The organism is Micromonospora sp. DT46 (assembly GCF_049841735.1).
GTDB lineage: Bacteria > Actinomycetota > Actinomycetes > Mycobacteriales > Micromonosporaceae > Micromonospora > Micromonospora reichwaldensis.
The window spans coordinates 606,355-626,295 of sequence record NZ_JBNCKW010000006.1; the positions used below are offsets into that span (position 1 = coordinate 606,355).

Consider the following 19,941-nt stretch of genomic DNA (forward strand, 5'->3'; position numbering starts at 1 on the left):
CCGACCCCCCGGGGTTGCCCACACGTGGGCTCCCGGGGGACCCGCGGGGTGTTACGGGGGGGGGGGGGGGGGGGGGTGCCGGGGGGGCGCCCCCCCCCCCCCGCGGCACTCACTTCGTGTCGACGTGCTCCAGGCCGACGCGCTCCGGGCGGGCGGAGGCGGAGCCGAGCCAGGTGTGCGGGTTGCCGTACCAGCACCAGCCGAGCTTCGGCGCGCCCTGGCTGATCCAGAGCGCCGGCACCCGCTTGTCGCCGCAGCGGGAGCCGATCAGCGAGAAGCACTTGTTCTTCGCCAGCGCCTCCGGGTACAGGGTGACGAAGGCGAGCCCCTCGTCGATGGTGAGCGGCAGCCGGTCCTGGCCGGTGATCACCTCCATGGCGACGGCGGGCGCGAGATTCAGCGTCTCCTCGCCCCGGTCGACGTCGAAGAGCAGGTACGCCGGCCCGGCCGGCACCTCCAGCTCCTTGATCGGGTCGAACTTCGGCAGGTCGCCCTCGGCGTAGTGCCGGTCGACGATCCCCGGCTTCCGCTTGCCGGCGAGGGTGGTGAGCGTGACGCGCTCCTCCACCGGCACCAGGTCGCGGGTGACCACCAGGAGGAAGGGCACCCGCCCCTCGGTCGGGGCGGGCAGGTCGGCCGCCCCGGCGACGGCCGCCGCGCGCAGCGGCGCGACCAGGTCACGGAAGGCGTCCTCGGTCAGCTCGGCCAGGGCTGGATAGCCCAGCTCCACCAGCCGGTCGAGCTGACGGTCGAATTCGGTCGCGGCGTCGAACAAGGCGGCCTCCAATTGTCGTACGGAGTACCGTACAGCGTACGCCGAAGTGCGCGTATTCCCGACCCGCGAAGAAGATCGGGGTCAGCGGTTCCAGTCCTGCTTCGCCGCGCGGACCAGCTTGTCCTTCAGCTCGCGGGTGTGCCGACGGCTGACCGGCAGCTCCGCCGAGTCGACCACCACGACGTAGCCGGAGTTGACCAGCCGCAGCTCCGCGATCAGCTTGAGCTGCACCAGGTAGGACCGGTGGATGCGGACGAACCCGGCGTCCGCCCAGCGCTCCGCGAGGGTCGCCAGCGACACCCGGACCAGGTGCGAGCCGTCGGCGGTGTGCAGGCGGGCGTAGTCGCCCTGCGCCTCCACCCAGCGCACCGCCGAGCGGGGCAGCATCCGCGTCGTACCGGCCAGCTCGATGGGGATGGTCGGGTCCTCCTCCGCCCGGGCCAGCGCCGCCGGGTGCGACGGCACCACCCGCGCGCCGATCACCCGGCGCAGGGACTCGGCGAGCCGCTCGGCGCGTACGGGCTTGCGGACGTAGTCGGTGGCGCCCAGGTCGAACGCGTCCACCGCCCCGTCGTCGTACGCGGTGACGAAGACGATCGCCGGTGGCCGGGCGAACCGGCGCAGCACCCGGGCCAGCTCCATGCCGTCCAGCCCGGGCATCCGGATGTCGAGGAAGACCACGTCCACGTCGCCGTCGCGGAGCACCCGCAGCGCCTCCGTCGCGTCCCCCGCCGTGTGCAGCCGGGCCACCCGGGGGTCGGCCCGCAGGTGGTACGCCAACTCGTCCAGCGCCGGCGGCTCGTCGTCGACCGCCAGCACCCGCAGGAACCCGGCCGCCCCCACCTCCGCGGCCCGCTCGATCACGAGCCGGCCCGTACGCCGGGATGGAACTTCGGCACCCGCATGCTCACCTTCGTGCCCGAGCCGAGGCCCGTCTCGACGACGAGGCCGAAGCCGTCCCCGAAGACCGACCGGAGCCGCTCGTCGACGTTGGAGAGCCCGACGTGCTGGCCCGGGTCGTCCCCCACGCCGGCCAGCGTGGCGTCGCCCGGGTCCCCGGCGGCGCCGGCCAGCTCGGCGATGCCGGCGGTCAGCGTGCTCGGATCCATCCCCACTCCGTCGTCCTCCACGGTGATGTGGCACTCGGTGCCCGCGTCCCGGGCCTCGATGCTCACCATGCCCGTGCCCGGCTTGCGGGACAACCCGTGCCGGACGGCGTTCTCCACCAGCGGTTGCAGGCAGAGGAAGGGCAGCGTCACGGGCAGCACCTCCGGGGCGATCTGGAGGCGCACCTGGAGCCGGTCGCCGAACCGGGCCCGCTCGATGGTCAGGTAGCGGTCGATCGAGCGCAGCTCCTCGGCCAGCGTGGTGAACTCGCCGTGCGCCCGGAACGAGTACCGCGTGAACTCGGCGAACTCCAGGATCAGCTCCCGGGCCCGGTCCGGGTCGGTGCGGACGAACGAGCCGATCGCGGTCAGCGCGTTGTAGATGAAGTGCGGGCTGATCTGCGCGCGCAGGGCGCGTACCTCGGCGCGGGCCAGCCGCTCCCGCGAGGAGTCCAGCTCGGCCAGGGCGAGCTGGTTGCCGGCCCAGTGTGCCGTCTCCAGGGTGGCCTGCACCAGGCCCGGCTCCGGCTGGCCGTCGGCGACCGCGACCAGCACCCCGACCCTGCGCCCGTCCGCGCCGGTCAGCGGGGCGACCACCGCGCCGCGTACCGGGCAGTCGACCCGGTCGCAGTGCAGCTCCGGCTCGCCGAGGACGGTCGAGCGGCCCGTCGCCACCGCCCGCCGGGCCGCCGCGACCAGTTGCGCGTGGTGGTGCCCGCCCCGCCCGTCGAGGGCGAGCAGGCTCTCCCGGTCCGTCAGCGCCAGCCCGGCCGCACCCACCAGCGCCCGCAGATGGCGTACGGCCTTCGCCGCGTTCGCGGCGCTCAGTCCCGCGCGCAGCTGCTCGGCGGCCAACCCGGCGGTGTGCAGCACCTCGTACGTGGCTCGCTGGGTGGCCGTGGCGATGCCCCGCCGCGCGCGCAGCCGGACCACCGCGAACAGGGCCGCACCCAGCGCGGCGAGCAGCGAGACGACGCCGAAGACGCCCGAGAGGTTGCCACCCACGCAGCGATCCTGGCCCCTGCCGGCCCGTACGCCAAGGGTCAGTACGCGCCCTTGCGGGCGAGCACCACCCCGACGGTGCGCCACAGGATGCTCAGGTCGTACGCCAGCGACCAGTTGTCGACGTAGTAGAGGTCGAGCCGGACCGCCTCGTCCCAGGACAGGTCGGAGCGGCCGGAGACCTGCCACAGCCCCGTCATGCCCGGCCGGACCAGCAGGCGGCGGCGCACGTCGCCGAGGAAGTCGCCGTCGTCGGCGGGCAGCGGGCGCGGCCCGACCAGCGACATCTCGCCCTTCAACACGTTGATCAACTGCGGCAGCTCGTCCAGCGAGGAGGCGCGCAGGAAGCGGCCCACCGGGAAGACCCGGGGATCCTCCTTCATCTTGAACAGCATGCCGTCGGTCTCGTTCCGGTCGACCAGGCTGGCCAGCCGGTCCTCCGCGTTCACGTACATGGTGCGGAACTTCCAGACCCGGAAGGTGCGGCCCTCGTGGCCCACCCGGGGCTGGCGGAAGAAGACCGGGCCCGGGTCGGAGATCCGGATCGCGACCGCGATGAACAGGAAGACCGGGGCCAGCAGCAGCAGGCCGAACCCGGCGGCCACCCGGTCCATCAGGTTCTTGGCCAGCAGCGCCGGCCCGGAGAGGGTCGGCTCCTCGACGTGCAGCAGCGGCAGGCCCTCGATCGGCCGGATGTGCACCCGGGGGCCGGCGATGTCGGTCAGCTGCGGGGCGACGACCAGGTCGACGCCCGAGCCCTCCAACTGCCAGGCCAGCCGGCGCAGCTCGCCCGGCTCGGAGCTCGCCGAGCCGCAGACCGCGATCGTGTCGCCGCCGACCTCCCGGACGAGGGCGAGGACGTCGCGGCCCGCGTACACGGGGACCGGGGTCTCGATGCCCTTGGCCGCCGCGTAGCCGTCGGTGATGTGGATGGCGACCGGCATCAGCCCGGCGGCCGGGTTGCGGGTGACCGCCGTGTAGACCTCCAGGCACTCCGGCAGGGTGCCGATCAGCACCATCCGGTGGCCCGCCTGGCTGATGTTGCGCCGGACCACGTGCAGCACGAACCGGCAGAGCATCCGGTTCAGCAGGATCAGCAGCAGCGCCGCGAGCAGGGCGGTGCCGACCGTGTAGCGGGACAGGTCGGTCTTGGTGGCGAAGGCGAGGAAGGACACCGTCGCGGCGACGGCGACTCCGGCCCGGATCACCCGCTTGTACTCGTCGGGGCCCAGCCCGAGGTAGCGCCGGTCGTAGGCCCGGTTGGCCCAGAGGCTGACGAGCCAGCCGAGCGGCAGGAGCCCGAACGCCACCGTGTGGAACCACGTCGGGTCCTGCTCGGCGTTGTAGAAGCCCGCCCGCGACTGGTCGAACGTCTCGATGGCGATCAGGCTGGCGACCGCGGCGGCTGCGAAGTCGAGCAGCAGCAGGAGCGTGATGTAGGGGCGGTGCCAGCGGGACACGCGACGGCGCGCCCGAGCCCACGCGGACCGGGGTACGCCGTTGTGGGACGGCGGTGCCGGCGGCTGGATCTCGAAGCTGTCGACGTGCCGCACGAGTTTGCTCCGGCCTGTGTTGGTTACCGGGCGCTGGAGGCTTGTCGTCACCTCACCCATGTCCTCCCGCATGACACGAGCCGCTCACTCACCGTGAGGGCCCGGTCGCCCACCGTCCCAGTCTCCCACGCGGGCACCGACCCGTGCGCTGACCCGAGGGACAACGCGCCGGGTGTGGTGCCGCCGGGCGTCTGGCCGGCTCCGCGCCATTTCAGAAGCCGGGGACCGAGCCACTATACCGATGGATGACGGGCCCGGTAGAGCCGCAACTCAGACCTTCGGCGCGGGATGGCCGATTCCGTTCCGTAGTCGGCAGTGTCGTCACTCACCGTACGAGCCGCGACAACCGGCGGTCAGCGAGCGGCTTGCCGCCGGTCTGGCAGGTCGCGCAGTACTGGAGGCTGGAATCGGCGAACGAAACCTCGCGGACGGTGTCCCCGCAGACCGGGCAGGGCTGCCCCGTCCGGGCGTGCACCTTCAGCCCCGAGCGCTTCTCGCCCTTCAGCTCGGCCGCCTTCTGCCCGACCGACCGGCGCACCGCGTCGCCGAGCACCTCCCGCGTCGCCCCGTGCAGGGTCGCCAACTGGTCGTCGGTCAGCCGGCTGGTGATCGCGAACGGGGACAGCTTCGCCGCGTGCAGGATCTCGTCGGAGTACGCGTTGCCGACGCCGGCCAGCACCGTCTGGTCGGTGAGCACCCCCTTGACCTGGCCCTTGCGGCTGCGCATCCGCTCGGTGAAGGTGGCCAGGTCGGCGGCGAACGCGTCGGGGCCGAGCCGGGCCACCCCGGGCACCGCCTGCGGGTCGGTGACCAGGTAGACGGCGAGGCTCTTCTGGGTGCCGGCCTCGGTCAGGTCGAAGCCGGAACCGTCGTCGAGGCGTACCCGCAGCGCGATCGGGCCCTTGCCGGGGCGCAGCGGGGCGGCGGACGGAAACGCCTCCCGGTAGTGCAGCCAGCCCGCCCGGGCCAGGTGGACCACCAGGTGCAGGTCGCCGTCGAGCACCACGTCGAGGAACTTGCCGTGCCGGCGGGCGTCCGTCACGGTCCGCCCGGCGGCGGCGGTCGGCGCCGGGTCGTACGTCTTCAGGGCGCTGATCGCGGCGACCTCCAACCGGTCGACCCGCCGCCCCACCGCGCGCTCACGCAGGTAGTCCGTGAGCGCCTCAACCTCCGGTAGTTCGGGCACCAGCCAACGGTAGCCTTCTTTCCCGTGAGAATCGTGGTGGCGCACAACCGGTACCGGGAGGCTCAGCCCTCCGGTGAGAACACGATCGTCGACGCGGAGATCGCCCAGCTCACCGCAGCCGGGGTGGAGGTGCTGCCGTTCATCCGCAGCTCGGACGAGATCCCGACGATGTCGAAGTCGGCCAAGGCGCTGCTGCCGATCTCGCCGATCTGGGCGCCCCGCGCGCAGGAGGACCTGAGTCGGCTCATCACGGAGCACCGGCCGGACGTGCTGCATCTGCACAACCCGTACCCCCTGATCTCGCCCTGGATCGTGCGGACCGCGCACCGGCACGGCGTGCCGGTGGTGCAGACGGTGCACAACTACCGCCAGGTCTGCTCCTCGGGGCTCTACTTCCGGGACGGGATGATCTGCCAGGACTGCCGGGGCCGGGCCCTGGGGGTGCCGGCGATCGTGCACCGCTGCTACCGGGGCTCGCGGGCGCAGAGCGCCCTGATGGCGACCACGCTGGCCGTGCACCGGGGCACCTGGCGCTCGGTCGACCGCTTCGTCGCGCTCACCTCGGCGGTCGCCGACCACCTGCGCGACTACGGCATCCCCGCCGAGCGGATCGTGGTGAAGCCGAACGGCATCCCCGACCCGGGAACGCCCGCGCCGCTCGGCGACGGCTTCCTCTACATGGCCCGGCTCTCCCCAGAGAAGGGGCTGGACCTGCTGCTGGACGCCTGGCGGCGGCACCCGGACGGGGCGCTCGGCCCGCTGCGCATCGCCGGCGACGGCGAGCTGCGCCCGCTGGCCGAGGCTGCCGCCGCCGAGCGCGCCGACGTGACCTACCTCGGGCCGCTGGACCGCGCCGGGGTGCGCGCCGCAGTCGAGGCCAGCGCGGTGATCATCGCGGCCTCCACCTGGCACGACGTGCTGCCCACCGTGATCATCGAGGCGTTCGCCGCCGGTCGCCCGGTGCTCGGCACCGCGCTCGGCGGCATCCCGTACCTCGTCGGCGCCGACGCGCCCCGGGAGCCGGCCGGCACCGGCCCGGCCGCCGTCGCCACGGCCGTGCCGGGAGAGGGCCGCGTCGCGCTGCCCGCCGGCGTGCAGGCGGGCGAGGCGGGCTGGGTGGTCCCCCCGGAGCCGGCCGCCATGGCCGCCGCCCTGCCGGTGGCCCGGGCGGGGGCCGCGACGCTGGCCCCGGCGGCGCGCGCCCGCTACGAGCGCACGTTCCACCCCGACGTGGTCACCAAGCGCCTCCTTGACGTGTACGCGGGCGTCGCCCGCCGCCACTGACCGACGCCCGCGGGCAGAGCGATCGCCGTGCTGCTGCGGGGTTCGGGGCCTGACCAGAAGCCGCTCCCGCCCCCCGGGAGCCCCGTCCCAATCCTTAGGACCTCCGGAGATCTTGGTAGCTAGCGGCCCCTATAAGGGGCATTGCGTACCAAGATCTCCCGTTGGCCGGAGGACGGCGCGGCCGACGTGCCGGTGATCAGCACGAGGGTGATGGAGCGGCTACGACATCGGCTCGACAGCGTGCCGCGTGCGGACCCTCGGCTGGCCGGAGACGCCTTGGCGGATCGTGACGGCTAGGCGTTAGCGGAGGGAGGCGCGGGCGGAGAAGGCGATGCTGGCCAGCAGGAAACCGCCGTTGACGATCGTGAACGCGACCATCACCCAGAGGACGAGGGCGGGGGCGAAGGCCAGCACCAGGCCGGCGGCGAAGATGACCGCACCGTAGTCGCGGACCAGCTTCACCAGGCGTACGGGCAGCGAGGTCGAGGTGACCATGCTGGCGGCGTTCGGGCCGGCCTGCATCACGGAGGTCACCAGGTTGACCATCCAGGTGCCGGCGAAGACCGCGACCAGCCAGCTCGGCGTCGACGGCTCCTGCGCCACGGCCGTCGCGGACAGGGCGGCCACCAGGGCGATCTGGGCGGCCACGTCGCAGAGCACGTCGACGCGGGCGCCCGCCGCGCTGCCCTGCCCCGTCACCCGGGCGAGCTGACCGTCGGCGCAGTCCAGGCAGTACGCCACCTGCCAGCCGACCAGCGCGAGCAGGCCGACCGCCCAGGCCGGTACGTCGCCGGCGGCGACCCGCCCGGCGAGCGCGACCACGGTGATCGAGGTGGCCAGGCCGAGCACCAGGTTGGCGATGGTCAGCGCGGTCGGGCGCAGCCCGAGGCGCTGGGCGACGAGCGCGAAGACCGCGCCCAGCCACTGGCTGATCGATTCGCTGAACAGGCCGCCGCCCCGGTTCACCCGGTGGAAGTCGGCGACGGTGGGACGGGGCTCAGCCAAGGTGGTCGCGGATTGCACCGGCGTAGTCTGCCAGCCGTTCCCGCGTCTCGGTAGGCGACATCGCCAGGTGTTCGAGGATCGTGTAGCGGTCCGGCCGGGTCCGGGGCGCGAACTGCACGGCATCGACGAACTGCTCGTCGGTCAGGCCCAGGTCGCCCGGCGTGGTGGCGAGGCCGTGCCGGTGCAGGCAGTGGACGAGCCGACCGAACCGGTCGGTGTCGCCGCGCAGGAAGGTGCAGAAGAGGGCGCCGAGCCCCACCTGCTCGCCGTGGGCGGCGGTGCCGGGGTGCAGCCGGTCGATCGCGTGGGAGATCTCGTGGTCGCCGCCGCTGGCGGGGCGCGTCGACCCGCACACCGAGCTGGCGATGCCGCCCATGATCAGTGCCTCGGCCAGCGTGGTGAGGAAGGCGTCGTCGGTGATCTTGCCGGGATGGTTGAGCAGCGCCTCGGCGCCCGTCCTGGCCAAAGTCACCGCGAGCCCGTCAATGGGCTCGCCGCGTACCTCGTGGGCCAGCTCCCAGTCGGCGCAGGCGTTCAGGTTGCTCACCGCGTCGCCGATGCCGGCCTGGGTCTGCCGGTCCGGGCCGTTCTCCACGAAGTCGAGGTCGACGATGACCGCGATCGGGATGTGCACCCCGTAGGAGCCCTTGCCGCCCTCGTGGTCGAGCGAGGCGGTGGGGGAGGCGATGCCGTCGTTCGCCAGGCTCGTCGCCACCGTCACCATCGGGATCCCGTACCGGGTGGCCGCGTACTTGGCGGTGTCGATGGTCTTGCCGCCGCCGATGCCCACCACGGCGTCGTAGTGGCGGCGGCGCAGCCGGTCACCGAGGTCGTTCGCCGCGTCGATGGTGCCGCCGGCGACCGTGAAGACGTCGGCCGCGCCGAGCGACGGCCGGCACAGCTCGACGATCCGTTCACCCTGCCCGGGGCCGACCACGACGGCCACGTCCCCGCCGGCCGAGATCCGCCGGTCGGCCAGCAGCGGCCCGAGGTCGGCCACCGCACCCCGCCGGACCTCGATCACCAGCGGGGTGTTGACCGTACGGGCTAGTAGTGGCACGCGATCTCCCGCGCCCGGGCCAGGTCGGCGTGGTTGTCGACCTCGACCCAGGAGACGTCGCCGATCGGCGCCGCCCGCACCTCGCCACCCCGGTCGGCGAACTCCTGGTAGCCGTCCTCGTAGTAGAGGTTCGGGTCACGTCGCCACGTCGCCTCCAGCGCGTCGGCGAGGGCGTCGGCCACCTGCGGCTCGATCAGCGTCGCGCCGATGTACTCCCCGTACGCCTCACCCGGGTCCATGATCTTGGTGATCCGGGTGAGCTGGCCGGCGGCGTCGAAGGTGGTCTTCATCTCCTCCTCGGCCAGCGGCTTGATGGTGTCGACGGCGAGCAGGATGCCCGGGCCGCGCTCGGCCAGCAGGGTCTTCTCCACGCTCACCGGGTGCACGGTGTCGCCGTTGACCAGCAGCACGCCCCGGGCGAAGTGCTCCCGGGCCAGCCAGAGGGAGTACGCGTTGTTCCACTCCTCGGCCTTGTCGTTGTGCACGAGGGTGAGCGTGACGCCGTACCGCTTCTCCAGGTCGGCCTGGCGGGAGACGACCGCGTCGGCGGCGTAGCCGACCACGATCACGATGTCGGTGAGCCCCACCTCGGCCAGGTTGCGCAGCGCGATGTCCAGGATGGTGGTGTCGCCGTCCACCGGCACCAACGCCTTGGGCAGGGTGTCGGTGTACGGGCGCAGCCGGCGCCCCGCCCCGGCTGCGAGCACCATCCCGATCATTGAGGCGTCCTCCCTCGTACGACTCCCGGTCACCGCTGGAGGATAGCCCCGCGCGGCGGCACCCCTGCGGCCAACCGGGTCAGCCGGGCAGCGCCGCCAGGTCGGCCAGCACCGCCAGCCGCTCCTCGGCGGTCAGCACGGCGTACGGGGCGGCGGCCCGCCGGTCGGTCTCCAGCTCGATGGCGAGCTGCTCGGGGCCGGGCGGCAGGGCGGCGGCGCTCGCCGCGCTGTGCCCGGCGGCCGTCCACGCGGCGGCGTGCGCGTCGGCCCGGTGGTAGCGCATCGTGCCGAGCCGGTTCAGCAGCAGCACGCCGGTCGTGGTGCCGTCCGGCTCGTAGGGCGGCGCCGTCGCGGCGAACGCGGCGCCCGCGTCGGCGCCCTCCTCGTCGGCCAGCACCAGCGCGCACGTGAGTACCCGGCCGAACGCCTCGACCAGCCGCAGCACCCGCTCCTCGTGCCCTGCCCAGAGCTCCTCGGTGACCTCCGCGTGCACCTGCCAGATCTCGGCGAGGAAGGCCAGCCCGCGCTCGGTGGCGGTGAGCCCACCCTCGGGGCTGCGGTGGATCATCCCGTACGCGACCTGCTTGTCCAGGGCCCGCCGGCACTCGACCGGGTCCCGGTAGCGGGTGACCGCGGCGAAGCCGGCCTCGTCGACCGTCCCGCCCGGCGCCGCGAGGCGGGTGCGGAACTCCAGCAGGAAGCCGGTGGCCGCCGGCCCGCCGTACCGCTGGCTCAGCTCGGCGCCGCCGCCGTCGCGGCCGGCGAGGATGCCGGCGACGAACGCCCGGTCGATCGCCGGGGCGACCAGGCCGGCGAACCGGTGCGGCGCCAGCTCGACGGTGTCGTTCACAGACCGATCGAACGCAGGGCGGCGAAGCCTTCGGCCGCGATCCGGCGGATGAGGCCGTCGTTGACGTCGCGGTGCTCGTCGAGCAGGTCCAGCTCGTCGGCGGCGAGCCACCGGAACTCGGTGTGCTTGCCCGCCTCCAGCGTCGGCCGGGCCAGGTCGCCGTCGACCCGGACCAGCCAGTCGCGCTCGACGCGGGCCAGGCCGTCGTCGGCGACGTAGCGGTACTCCCCGACGTGGCCGAGCACGTGCGACACCGTCCAGCCGGTCTCCTCGGTCACCTCCCGGCGCAGCGCGTCCATCCAGTCCTCGCCCGGTTCCAGATGGCCGCCGACGATGTCCCAGCAGTTGGGAAAGATGCGCCGGTGGGGAGACCGTCGCTGGACGAAGAGTCGACCGTCGTCGTCGACGATCAGCGCGCCGGCGCAGCGTAGAGGCTCGGTGGACACGCCACGACAGTAGCGAGCGGTGGCCCCCTCCGGCGACGCCCGGCCTCGTCGCCGGTGCGTGGGCGGCCCCGATGGCCGGGCCGGCCGGAACGCCGGCACGCGCGATGGTGTGGCGGGCCGATCGACGGGTAAGGATTCCGTGCGGGCACGGACGGGCCGTGACCCGCGACGGAGGTCCTCATGCGTGGCGCGGATCGGCTGGTCGAGCAGCAGTACGCGATGCTCCTGCGGCGGGACGTGGCCCGGCTGCCGGACCTCTACGCGGCCGACGCCTTCTACTCGATGCCCGGTGTCACGGTGCGTCCGATCGAGTTGCCCGCCCTGCTGCGCACCTGGACCGGGGCGTTCCCGGACCTGTTCGTCGACCCGCTCGGGTCGGTGCAGACGGCCGGCGGCGCTGCCGTCGAGCAGCGGCTGACCGGCACCCACACGGGGGTGCTGCACACCCCGTTCGGCACCGTCGCGCCGACCGGCCGGCTGGTGAGCTGGGACGTGGTCGACGTCGTCCGGGTCCGGCGCGGACGGATCGCGGCCTGGCGGTCCTACTTCGACTGGGGGCAGCTCATCGCGGCGCTCGGCCTGCACGTGGACGGGCTCTCCCGGGAAGCGCAGCACGACCCGCTCGGCCTTCCGGTCTGACCTGTCGCCGACCGGTCGACGCCGGTCACCCGTCCCGGTGGCTCAGGATGCGGACATCGCCGTGCCTTCCGCGCGCACCCCGTCGCCTTCCGTACGCTGAACAGCCATGACCGCCGAGCAGCTGATCTCCTTCGCCCGTGGCGCTCCCTCGCTGGACATCGTCGATGTCGAGGGGCTCAAGGCCGCCGCCGTCCGCGCGTTCGACGCCGACCCCGCCGGGGTGACCGCGTACGGCACCTCCGTCGGCTACCTCCCGCTGCGGAAGTGGATCGCCGAGAAGCACGGGGTCTCCGCCGACCAGGTGCTGATCACCAACGGGTCGTTGCAGGCGGACGCGTTCCTCTTCGACCACCTGGTCCGCCCCGGCGACGCGGTGGTGGTGGAGCGTCCGACATACGACCGGACGCTGCTCAACCTCCAGCGGATGGGCAGCGAGCTGCACGGCGTCTCCATCCAGCCGGACGGACTCGACACCGCCGAGCTGCGCAAGCTGCTGGAGTCCGGGGTGCGTCCCCGGCTGGCGCACGTCATCCCGAACTACCAGAACCCGGCCGGCGTGACGCTGAGCCTGGAGAAGCGCCGGGAGCTGCTCGACCTCGCCGCCGAGTACGAGTTCACGATCTTCGAGGACGACCCGTACGCCGACATCCGGTTCCGGGGCGAGGCGCTGCCGTCGATGCTCTCGCTGGACACCCGCAACGTGGTGGTGCACGCCTCCAGCTTCACCAAGACGGTCTGCCCGGGCGTACGGGTCGGCTACCTGGTGGGTCCGGCGGACCTGATCGGCGACATCGCGAAGAAGGCGACCAGCCTCTACATCTCGCCGGGCATGGTCTCCGAGGCGATCGTGCACCAGTTCTGCGTCTCCGGCGACATCGAGCGCTCCATCGAGACCGTGCGCGCCGCGCTCGGCGAGCGGGCCCGGGTGCTGGCCGAGTCCCTGCGCCGGCACATCCCGGAGGCCCGGTTCGTGGAGCCGGACGGCGGCTACTTCCTCTGGGTCGAGTTGCCCGAGGACGTCGAGGTCGACAGGCTCGCGCCGGCCGCCGCCGAGCGCGGGGTCGCCGTGGTCAAGGGCAGTGACTTCGTCGTCGACGGCGGGCGGCACGCCCTGCGGCTGGCGTACTCGGCGGTGACCGCCGACCGCATCGACGAGGGCGTACGGCGCCTGGCGGAGGCCATGGCGGCCGTACGGAGCTGAATTTCTGTCAGATTCCTGACAGTTGGACGATCGTGGCCGCCCCGGGACTCCCGCCGGGGCGGCCGACGGCCCACAATGCTGCGAGCGTCACTCACCACGTGTAGCGGAACTCACCGCCCGGTGCCGGCCCCCGCCGCGCCCGGCGACGGGACCGGGCCAGCCCGACCGGCGGCACGTGGGGCGGCGCGACCAGCACAACCCCCGCCCCCAAAGGGCGCCGGGTGGGCCGTGTCGTCCCCTCACCCCCCTGAAGCGACCCGGCCCACCCGGCGCCACCCTCCCGCCGATCGTCACCGGCGGTGATCATCGACGGCGGCGTACTGTTCACCGGCGGCAGCGCGTGGGGAGGGGGCGTGATGACGGACCGGGAGCGGACGACCGCGTCGAACGGCGGACGGGTGCTCAGGCCCCGGGACTGGGTGGCGCCGGTGCGGGCAATGACCCGCCGGCTCAACTCCGACACCCCCCAGCAGGCGTCCCCGCCGACCGGCCCGCAGCGCAGCGCGGTGGTCGACTGCGCCCTCTACGTGGACGGCCGCCGGCAGCCCGGCGACTGGCGGTACGCCGAGGCGCTCGCCGCGGCCCGCCGCGAGGAGCACGGCTTCGTCTGGCTCGGTCTGCACGAGCCGGAACTGGCCGAGATGACCGCCATCGCCGCCACGTACGGGCTGCACGAACTGGCCGTCGAGGACGCGGTGAAGGCGCAGCAGCGCCCCAAGCTGGAGCAGTTCGGCGAGGTCAGCTTCCTGGTGCTGCGGACCGCCCGGTACTGCGAGCACGCCGAGCTGACCGAGCACTCCGAGGTCGTCGAGACCGGCCAGGTGATGCTCTTCATCGGCCCGAACTTCCTGATCAGCGTGCGGCACGGGGACGCCTGCCGGCTGGCCCCCGTCCGCGCCGACCTGGAGACGAAGCAGGACCTGCTGCTCCAGGGGCCCTGGGCGGTGGCGTACGCGGTGACCGACCGGGTGGTGGACATCTACCTGGAGGTCGCCGACCGGCTGGAGGACGACCTCGACACGCTGGAGGCCGACGTGTTCGACCGCCAGTCCACCGGCCGGATCCAGCGGATCTACCAGATGAAGCGGGAACTGGTGGAGTTCAAGCGGGCGGTCATGCCGTTGCAACGCCCGCTGATGACGCTCACCGCGCAGATGAACCGCGACGTGCCGAAGGAGATCCGCCGCTACTTCCGCGACGTGCAGGACCACCTGAGCCGCACCGTCGAGCAGGTCAACTCCTACGACGACCTGCTCAACTCGATCCTCCAGGCGCGGCTGGCCCAGGTCACGGTCGACCAGAACAACGACATGCGCAAGATCGCGGCGTGGGCCGCCATCGCCGCCGTGTGGACCGCCATCGCCGGCATCTACGGGATGAACTTCGAGGTCATGCCCGAGCTGCGGATGACGTACGGCTATCCGGTCGTGCTCGCCCTGATGCTCGCGATCTCGCTGGCCCTCTACCGCTGGTTCCGCCGCAACGGCTGGCTCTGACGGTCCGGGCCTGACGCGCAGCCGCCGCCGGGCGCGGACCGGGCGCCGTGGCCCCGCCGGGCGCGGAAGCGCCGGCGGTGCGGCGGGGAGCCGCTTCGCCGGCGCTTTCCGGAACCGACAGGGGTGTCAGCGGCGGCCGTTCTTGGCGCCGCCCTTGCCGAGCGCCTCGGTCAGGTCGTCCGCCGGGCGGCCCGAGGTGTCCTTGGCGCCCTCGGCCACCGACGGGACCTTGTCCGTCGCGTGGACCGTCGGCTGCTTGCCGGGGGTGGTGGTGGAGGCGCTGTCGCCGCCGGCCACCGCCGAGCTGCCGGCGCCGGTCGGGCCGCCGGCCACGCCCGAACCGCTCGACACCGTCGAGGCGTCGGTCACCGGGGTCCGGATCTCCATGGTCTCCACCTCGTCGCGCATCGGCTCCAGGGTGCGGGTCGGGTCGTACTCGGCCCACTCCTGCTGCTCCCGGCGCCGCCGCATCGCCACCGCGGCGACCCCGGCCACCGCGCCGGCCGCGAGCAGACCGGTCATCATGGACCCGCCCCGCCGGGAGCTCTTCTTCCGGGAAGCCTTCATGTTCTTCGCCTTGACCTTCCTGCCGGCCGCGACCTGCTTGGCTGCCAGGGCCTTCCTGCCGGTGACCGCCTTGCCCGCCGCCTCGGCCTGCGCCTTGCGGACGGCCAGGGCCAGCGGCGCGAGCGCGGCGACCGTGGACGCGAGGCCGCTGGACGCGCGGTCGCGCACGATGACGGCCGTCGGCGCGACGGCGCCCCGGGCCGCCTGGACCCGCGGGGCGACGGTGGCGCCGGCACCCCTTGCGGCGTACGTCGCGGCCTGCCTCAGGTGACCGAGTCCCTGGTTCAGCTCCACCTTGGCCAGCTGCCCCTGGGTCTTACGCCGCCCGATTCCAAACACGGTCCCACCTCCTGGGAGTTGTTCCTTCGTCATCCTCCACCTTCGGATGCCTCCGCACTGCCAGATCGGGCACATGGGAGGATCCGCATGGAACTGACCAACGAGTGAGGAGTACCCGTGGCCGAGGCTGTCTACGCCACCTTGCACACCAACGCTGGCCCGATCCGGCTGGAGCTCTTCCAGAACCACGCCCCGAAGACCGTGAAGAACTTCGTCGAGCTGGCGGAGGGCAACCGCGAATACATCGACCCGCGTACGGGTCAGCCGGGCAACGGGCCGTACTACGACGGCACGATCTCGCACCGGGTGATCAGCGGCTTCATGATCCAGATGGGCGACCCGACCGGCACCGGGCGCGGTGGCCCGGGCTACAAGTTCGGTGACGAGTTTCACCCGGAGCTGCGCTTCGACCAGCCGTACCTGCTGGCGATGGCGAACGCCGGGCCGGGCACCAACGGCTCGCAGTTCTTCATCACCGTGTCGCCGACGCCGCACCTGAACAACCGGCACACCATCTTCGGGAAGGTGGCCGACGAGCAGTCCGTGAAGGTCGTCGACGCGATCGCCAACACCCCGACCGGTCCGAACGACCGGCCGCTGCAGGACGTCGTCATCGAGCGGGTCGAGATCGAGCGGACCGCTGCCTGAGCGGTCCGCGAGGTACCTTTGCCGACATGACTGAGCGCTCCGAGGGCCGGAACCGGTTGGTGGTCCGCGCGATCCGCGACGGCGGGCTGGCGTGGTGAGCGAGTCACCACCCACCACCCCGGTCTGCTACCGGCACCCCGACCGGGAGACGTACGTCCGTTGCACCCGCTGCGACCGGCCGATCTGCCCGGACTGCATGCGGGAGGCGTCGGTCGGGTTCCAGTGCCCGGAGTGCGTGGCGGAGGGACGTCGTAGCGTGCGGCCGGCGCGTACCGCCTTCGGTGGCGGTGCCGCCGGCCGCCACGGCTACGTCACCAAGGCGCTGATCGCGCTCAACGTGCTGATGATGCTGCTCTCCATCGCCTCCGACCGGGGCGGGGACGCGGCGGTCGGCGGCTCCGGCTTCGGCGGTCTGATGGGCGGCAGCACGCCGCTGACCGACTGGGGCTCGGTGCTCGGCGGCGCGCTCTTCCCGGACGGCACGGTCGGCGGCATCGCCGAGGGCGAGTGGTACCGCCTGGTCACCGCGATGTTCCTGCACTACGGCGTGGTCCACCTGCTGCTGAACATGTGGGCGCTGTGGGTGCTCGGCCGGTCGCTGGAGGCCAGCCTCGGGCCGCTGCGGTTCCTGACGCTCTACCTGGTCGCCGGGCTGGGCGGGAACGTCGCCGCCTACCTGTTCAGCGCCGAGAACCAACTCACCGCCGGCGCCTCCACGTCGATCTTCGGCCTGTTCGCCGCGCTGGTGGTCATCGAACGGAAGATGGGGCGGGACATCTCCCAGGTGCTCCCCGTCCTGGTGATCAACCTGGTCTTCACGTTCACCGTGCCGGGCATCTCGATTCCCGGGCACCTGGGCGGCCTGGTGGTCGGCGCGCTGCTGGCGCTCGTGTTCGCGTACGCCCCACGGTCGCGCCGGACGCTGGTGCAGTTCGCGGGCGGCGCGTTGATCGTGGTGGCGTTGATCGGCCTGGCCATGGTCCGTACCGCGGCCATCGTCGGCGGCTGACCCTCCGCCCGGATGCGCGGGCCCGCTCAGTGCGGGCGGGCCTCGCGCAGGGCCTCGGCCACCTCGGCGGGATCCGCGCCGAGGTCGTGGCGGCCGAAGAGGTGCAGCGAATCCCCCGCGTCGATCTCCAGCAGCTCGCTGGTCAGGCCCCGCCGCGCGCGGCGGTCCACGGTCACCTTCTCGACGGCCGACCAGGGCAGCCGCCGGTGTCCCGCGAAGCCCCGGACGACCGTGATCCCGTCCGGGTCGACCGCGAGCCGGACGGGCGCGACCAGGTCGCGCGCGGCCCAGCCGGCGAGCGCGGCGGCCGTGAGCACGGCCAGCGCCAGCCGGATCGGGTCGCTCCCGTCGAGGAGCAGGGCCAGCGCGAGCAGCGCGACCGCGCCGGTCAGCTTGAGCGCCGGCAGGGTGGGCGGCACCCGCCACTGCCGGGTCGGGGCCGGGTGTGCAGCCATCCGTTCAGCATGCCAGGGCACCGGGGGAGGACGCCCGACCCGCCGACGACGTAGGATCGGGGCCGGCCCAAGTTACCGGGGAGTAGTCATGAGTGACGCAGTCATCGTCGGCGCGGTACGCACCCCGGTGGGGCGGCGCAAGGGCAGCCTGGCCGCCGTGCACCCGGTCGACCTCTCGGCGCACGTGCTACGTGCCCTCGCCGAGCGCACCGGCATCGACCCGGCGCAGGTCGACGACGTGGTCTGGGGCTGCGTCTCCCAGGTCGGCGACCAGTCGTGGAACGTCGCCCGCAACGGCGTGCTCGCCGCCGGCTGGCCCGAGTCGGTGCCCGGCACCACGCTCGACCGGCAGTGCGGCTCCAGCCAGCAGGCCCTGCACTTCGCCGCCGCCACCGTCCTCTCCGGCCAGGCCGACCTGGTCGTCGCCGGTGGCGTCGAGTCGATGACCCGGGTCGCGATGGGCTCCAGCGTGGCCGGCGGGTCGCCCTTCAGCGACCAGCTGCGCGACCGCTACCGCGGCGTCGAGGGCTTCGCCGACGACGCGCCGCTGCCGTTCAACCAGGGCGTCGGGGCGGAGCTGATCGCCGAGCGCTGGCGCTTCTCCCGCGCGCAGCTCGACGAGTTCGCCCTCGCCAGCCACGAGAAGGCCGCCGCCGCGCAGGACGCCGGCGCCTTCGACGCCGAGATCGCCCCGGTCGCCTTGGCGGACGGCGGCAAGTTCGCCGCCGACGAGGGCATCCGGCGGGACACCTCGCTGGAGAAGCTCGGCGAGCTGGCCACCCCGTTCCGCCCCGACGGCGTCGTCACCGCCGGCTCCGCGTCGCAGATCTCCGACGGCGCGGCGGCGCTCGCCGTCACCACCAGCGAGTGGGCCAGCCGGCACGGCCTGCGCCCGCTGGCCCGCGTGCACACCGCCGTCGTCGCCGCCGACGACCCCGTCACCATGCTCACCGCGCCCATCCCGGCCACCGCGAAGGCGCTGCGCCGCGCCGGGCTGGGCATCGAGGAGATCGGGGTGTACGAGGTGAACGAGGCGTTCGCGCCGGTGCCGCTGGCCTGGCTGGCGGAGACCGAGGCGGACCCGGAGCGGCTCAACCCGCGCGGCGGTGCGATCGCCCTCGGCCACCCGCTCGGCGGATCCGGCGCCCGGATCATGACCACCATGCTCGCCCACATGCGGGACAATGACATCCGCTACGGCCTCCAGACGATGTGCGAGGGCGGCGGCATGGCCAACGCGACCATCGTCGAGCTGCTGTAGGGCGCACCGTCGAGCTGCCGTGGGGCAACGGGAAAACCCGTGGTCCCGCGGCACGGGCGGCGGCTAGGTTGCCCGGCGTGACTGAGTTGCCCGGCGTGACTGACGCCACCACGCCGCCCGCCGACCGGGCGACCACGCCACGCGCCGACCGGGCGACCACACCACCTGTCGACTGGGCGGACCCGCACTGGCGGGATGCCGCGCTCGGCTGGGTCGGCGACCAGCTCGGCCGGCTCGGGCGGCGGATCGTCGGGCCGGTCGAGCCGCGGGTCCGACCCTGGTCGCTGGTCTGGCGGGTGCCGACCGACGCCGGCGACGTCTGGTTCAAGGCGAACAACCCCGGCACCCGGTACGAGGCGGCGCTGCTGGCCGCGTTGACCCGGCTCGCCCCCGGCCGGGTGCTCGACCCGGTCGCCGTGGACGCCGAGCGCGGCTGGTCCCTGCTGCCCGACGGCGGCCGGACGTTGCGCGACGCGCTGGGTGGCGACCGGCGCCTGCTGAGCCGCTGGGAACGGGTCCTGCCCGAGTACGCTGACCTGCAGCGCGTGGTCGCGCCCGGGGCCGGCGAACTGCTCGCCCTCGGCGTGCCCGACCACCGGCCGGAGGTGCTGCCGGAGCTGTTCGAGGCGTTGCTGGACGACGAGGAGTCGCTGCTGCTCGGGGCGGCGGACGGGCTCACCGCCGAGGCGTACGGGCGGCTGCGCGCCCACCGGCCCGCCTTCGCCGAGGACTGCCGGCGGCTGGCCGCGTCGGGCCTCACGCCGACCGTCCAGCACGACGACCTGCACGACGGCAACGTGTTCGTGGCCGGCGACGGGCACCGCTTCTTCGACTGGGGCGACGCCTCCGTGGCCCATCCGTTCGGCACCCTGCTGGTGACGCTCAACTCGGTCGCGGACGCGTTCGGGCTGCCCGAGGGCGACCCGGCGCTGACGCGGCTGCGCGACGCCTACCTGGAGCCGTGGTCGGACGGGCACGACCGGCCGACGCTGCGCGAGGCGGCCCGCCTGGCCGTCCGCGTCACCCGGGTCAGCCGGGCGCTCTCCTGGCGCCGCGCCCTCCGCAGCGCCGACCCGACCCGGGCGGAGTACGCGGCCGCGGTGCCCGGCTGGTTGCAGGAACTGTTCGCGCCGGATCCGGTCTGAGCCGACGCGGACGTCGGCGGGTGCGGGTGTCGGACGTGCCGGTGTCGGCGCGACGCCGGCCGACCGGCCCTCCTGCGGCCGGCGCTCAGGCCGCACAGGCGGTGCGTCGGGTGGTTGTGGTGCGTCGTGGTGGGGGTGTGGCCCGCCGTGCCCGGCTCCGGGCGGTCAGGCTTGATCCCTGCGCCGGGCACGGCG

20 protein-coding genes are annotated in these 19,941 nt (G+C 73.5%); 8 read left to right on the top strand and 12 right to left on the bottom strand.

Going from position 1 to position 19,941, the window contains the following annotated elements:
* Positions 1-109: 109 nt before the first annotated feature.
* From ACLQ20_RS20050 to ACLQ20_RS20070, 5 genes are all read right to left on the bottom strand, one after another.
* Positions 110-775 (bottom strand): DUF5701 family protein, encoded by a 666-nt coding sequence (locus ACLQ20_RS20050; protein ID WP_425857192.1) that lies wholly within the window; start codon positions 773-775, stop codon positions 110-112.
* Positions 776-856: 81 nt separating this feature from the next.
* Positions 857-1,618: a LytR/AlgR family response regulator transcription factor gene (locus ACLQ20_RS20055; protein ID WP_151455582.1), complete on the bottom strand. Its 762-nt coding sequence runs from the start codon at positions 1,616-1,618 to the stop codon at positions 857-859.
* 17 nt (positions 1,619-1,635) lie between these two features.
* Positions 1,636-2,886 carry a sensor histidine kinase gene (locus tag ACLQ20_RS20060; protein ID WP_425857193.1) on the bottom strand — a complete coding sequence of 417 codons (1,251 nt, stop codon included), beginning with the start codon at positions 2,884-2,886 and terminating at the stop codon, positions 1,636-1,638.
* A 38-nt stretch (positions 2,887-2,924) separates the two neighbouring features.
* Positions 2,925-4,496, bottom strand: coding sequence for a sugar transferase (locus ACLQ20_RS20065; RefSeq protein ID WP_151455581.1), 1,572 nt, complete (start codon positions 4,494-4,496; stop codon positions 2,925-2,927).
* A gap of 265 nt (positions 4,497-4,761) precedes the next feature.
* Positions 4,762-5,622 carry an Fpg/Nei family DNA glycosylase gene (locus tag ACLQ20_RS20070; RefSeq protein WP_151455575.1) on the bottom strand — a complete coding sequence of 287 codons (861 nt, stop codon included), beginning with the start codon at positions 5,620-5,622 and terminating at the stop codon, positions 4,762-4,764.
* 24 nt (positions 5,623-5,646) lie between these two features.
* Between ACLQ20_RS20070 and ACLQ20_RS20075 the strand changes: the two genes are divergently transcribed.
* Complete coding sequence (locus ACLQ20_RS20075; protein WP_327029979.1) at positions 5,647-6,906, top strand: glycosyltransferase; 1,260 nt, start codon at positions 5,647-5,649, stop codon at positions 6,904-6,906.
* Positions 6,907-7,206: 300 nt separating this feature from the next.
* Here ACLQ20_RS20075 and ACLQ20_RS20080 read toward each other — a convergent pair whose 3' ends face one another.
* The 5 genes from ACLQ20_RS20080 to ACLQ20_RS20100 form a co-directional block, all read right to left on the bottom strand.
* Complete coding sequence (locus ACLQ20_RS20080; RefSeq protein WP_327029978.1) at positions 7,207-7,929, bottom strand: CDP-alcohol phosphatidyltransferase family protein; 723 nt, start codon at positions 7,927-7,929, stop codon at positions 7,207-7,209.
* The gene (locus ACLQ20_RS20085) at positions 7,904-8,971 is read right to left on the bottom strand and encodes an iron-containing alcohol dehydrogenase family protein (protein WP_425857195.1); all 1,068 of its coding nucleotides are present in this window, start codon (positions 8,969-8,971) and stop codon (positions 7,904-7,906) included. Before ACLQ20_RS20085 ends, ACLQ20_RS20080 begins: the two co-directional genes overlap by 26 nt.
* A complete protein-coding gene (locus ACLQ20_RS20090; RefSeq protein ID WP_151455571.1) occupies positions 8,959-9,690 on the bottom strand; it encodes a sugar phosphate nucleotidyltransferase in 732 nt (243 codons plus the stop codon). Before ACLQ20_RS20090 ends, ACLQ20_RS20085 begins: the two co-directional genes overlap by 13 nt.
* A 79-nt stretch (positions 9,691-9,769) precedes the next feature.
* Positions 9,770-10,540: a hypothetical protein gene (locus ACLQ20_RS20095; RefSeq protein ID WP_327029977.1), complete on the bottom strand. Its 771-nt coding sequence runs from the start codon at positions 10,538-10,540 to the stop codon at positions 9,770-9,772.
* Positions 10,537-10,986 (bottom strand): NUDIX domain-containing protein, encoded by a 450-nt coding sequence (locus ACLQ20_RS20100; protein WP_089002894.1) that lies wholly within the window; start codon positions 10,984-10,986, stop codon positions 10,537-10,539. Before ACLQ20_RS20100 ends, ACLQ20_RS20095 begins: the two co-directional genes overlap by 4 nt.
* 180 nt (positions 10,987-11,166) lie before the next feature.
* Here ACLQ20_RS20100 and ACLQ20_RS20105 point away from each other — a divergent pair, with 180 nt between their 5' ends.
* The 3 genes from ACLQ20_RS20105 to corA all read left to right on the top strand — a co-directional run bounded on the left by ACLQ20_RS20105 (position 11,167) and on the right by corA (position 14,322).
* Complete coding sequence (locus tag ACLQ20_RS20105) at positions 11,167-11,625, top strand: ester cyclase (protein WP_151455569.1); 459 nt, start codon at positions 11,167-11,169, stop codon at positions 11,623-11,625.
* A 106-nt stretch (positions 11,626-11,731) separates the two neighbouring features.
* The gene (locus tag ACLQ20_RS20110) at positions 11,732-12,826 is read left to right on the top strand and encodes a PLP-dependent aminotransferase family protein (protein ID WP_121397512.1); all 1,095 of its coding nucleotides are present in this window, start codon (positions 11,732-11,734) and stop codon (positions 12,824-12,826) included.
* A 437-nt stretch (positions 12,827-13,263) separates the two neighbouring features.
* Positions 13,264-14,322, top strand: coding sequence for a magnesium/cobalt transporter CorA (gene corA, locus ACLQ20_RS20115; protein ID WP_327031123.1), 1,059 nt, complete (start codon positions 13,264-13,266; stop codon positions 14,320-14,322).
* A 126-nt stretch (positions 14,323-14,448) separates the two neighbouring features.
* Here the strand turns inward: corA and ACLQ20_RS20120 are convergent, their stop codons facing one another.
* Positions 14,449-15,261 (bottom strand): hypothetical protein, encoded by an 813-nt coding sequence (locus ACLQ20_RS20120; RefSeq protein ID WP_327029976.1) that lies wholly within the window; start codon positions 15,259-15,261, stop codon positions 14,449-14,451.
* An 84-nt stretch (positions 15,262-15,345) separates the two neighbouring features.
* On the opposite strand from ACLQ20_RS20120, the gene ACLQ20_RS20125 reads away from it, so the two are divergent.
* Together ACLQ20_RS20125 and ACLQ20_RS20130 are read left to right on the top strand one after the other, a co-directional pair.
* Positions 15,346-15,876 (top strand): peptidylprolyl isomerase, encoded by a 531-nt coding sequence (locus tag ACLQ20_RS20125; protein ID WP_151457296.1) that lies wholly within the window; start codon positions 15,346-15,348, stop codon positions 15,874-15,876.
* 94 nt (positions 15,877-15,970) lie between these two features.
* On the top strand, positions 15,971-16,885 hold the full coding sequence (locus ACLQ20_RS20130) for a rhomboid family intramembrane serine protease (protein WP_151457295.1): 915 nt from the start codon (positions 15,971-15,973) through the stop codon (positions 16,883-16,885).
* A gap of 26 nt (positions 16,886-16,911) precedes the next feature.
* Here ACLQ20_RS20130 and ACLQ20_RS20135 read toward each other — a convergent pair whose 3' ends face one another.
* Complete coding sequence (locus ACLQ20_RS20135) at positions 16,912-17,340, bottom strand: PH domain-containing protein (protein ID WP_358118687.1); 429 nt, start codon at positions 17,338-17,340, stop codon at positions 16,912-16,914.
* An 88-nt stretch (positions 17,341-17,428) separates the two neighbouring features.
* Here ACLQ20_RS20135 and ACLQ20_RS20140 point away from each other — a divergent pair, with 88 nt between their 5' ends.
* Both ACLQ20_RS20140 and ACLQ20_RS20145 read left to right on the top strand, forming a co-directional pair.
* Positions 17,429-18,601, top strand: a complete 1,173-nt coding sequence (locus ACLQ20_RS20140) for a thiolase family protein (protein ID WP_311409871.1) — start codon at positions 17,429-17,431, stop codon at positions 18,599-18,601.
* Between the two features lie 77 nt (positions 18,602-18,678).
* Positions 18,679-19,746: a phosphotransferase gene (locus ACLQ20_RS20145; protein ID WP_425857200.1), complete on the top strand. Its 1,068-nt coding sequence runs from the start codon at positions 18,679-18,681 to the stop codon at positions 19,744-19,746.
* The last annotated feature ends 195 nt before the right edge of the window (positions 19,747-19,941 follow it).

Excerpts from the sequence above, each read along its gene's own strand:
- ACLQ20_RS20065 (WP_151455581.1), bottom strand. The coding sequence starts at position 4,496 with ATGGGTGAGGTGACGACAAGCCTCCAGCGCCCGGTAACCAACACAGGC.
- ACLQ20_RS20090 (WP_151455571.1), bottom strand. The coding sequence starts at position 9,690 with ATGATCGGGATGGTGCTCGCAGCCGGGGCGGGGCGCCGGCTGCGCCCG.
- ACLQ20_RS20105 (WP_151455569.1), top strand. The coding sequence starts at position 11,167 with ATGCGTGGCGCGGATCGGCTGGTCGAGCAGCAGTACGCGATGCTCCTG.
- ACLQ20_RS20110 (WP_121397512.1), top strand. The coding sequence starts at position 11,732 with ATGACCGCCGAGCAGCTGATCTCCTTCGCCCGTGGCGCTCCCTCGCTG.
- corA (WP_327031123.1), top strand. The coding sequence starts at position 13,264 with ATGACCCGCCGGCTCAACTCCGACACCCCCCAGCAGGCGTCCCCGCCG.
- ACLQ20_RS20120 (WP_327029976.1), bottom strand. The coding sequence starts at position 15,261 with ATGACGAAGGAACAACTCCCAGGAGGTGGGACCGTGTTTGGAATCGGG.
- ACLQ20_RS20135 (WP_358118687.1), bottom strand. The coding sequence starts at position 17,340 with ATGGCTGCACACCCGGCCCCGACCCGGCAGTGGCGGGTGCCGCCCACC.
- ACLQ20_RS20140 (WP_311409871.1), top strand. The coding sequence starts at position 17,429 with ATGAGTGACGCAGTCATCGTCGGCGCGGTACGCACCCCGGTGGGGCGG.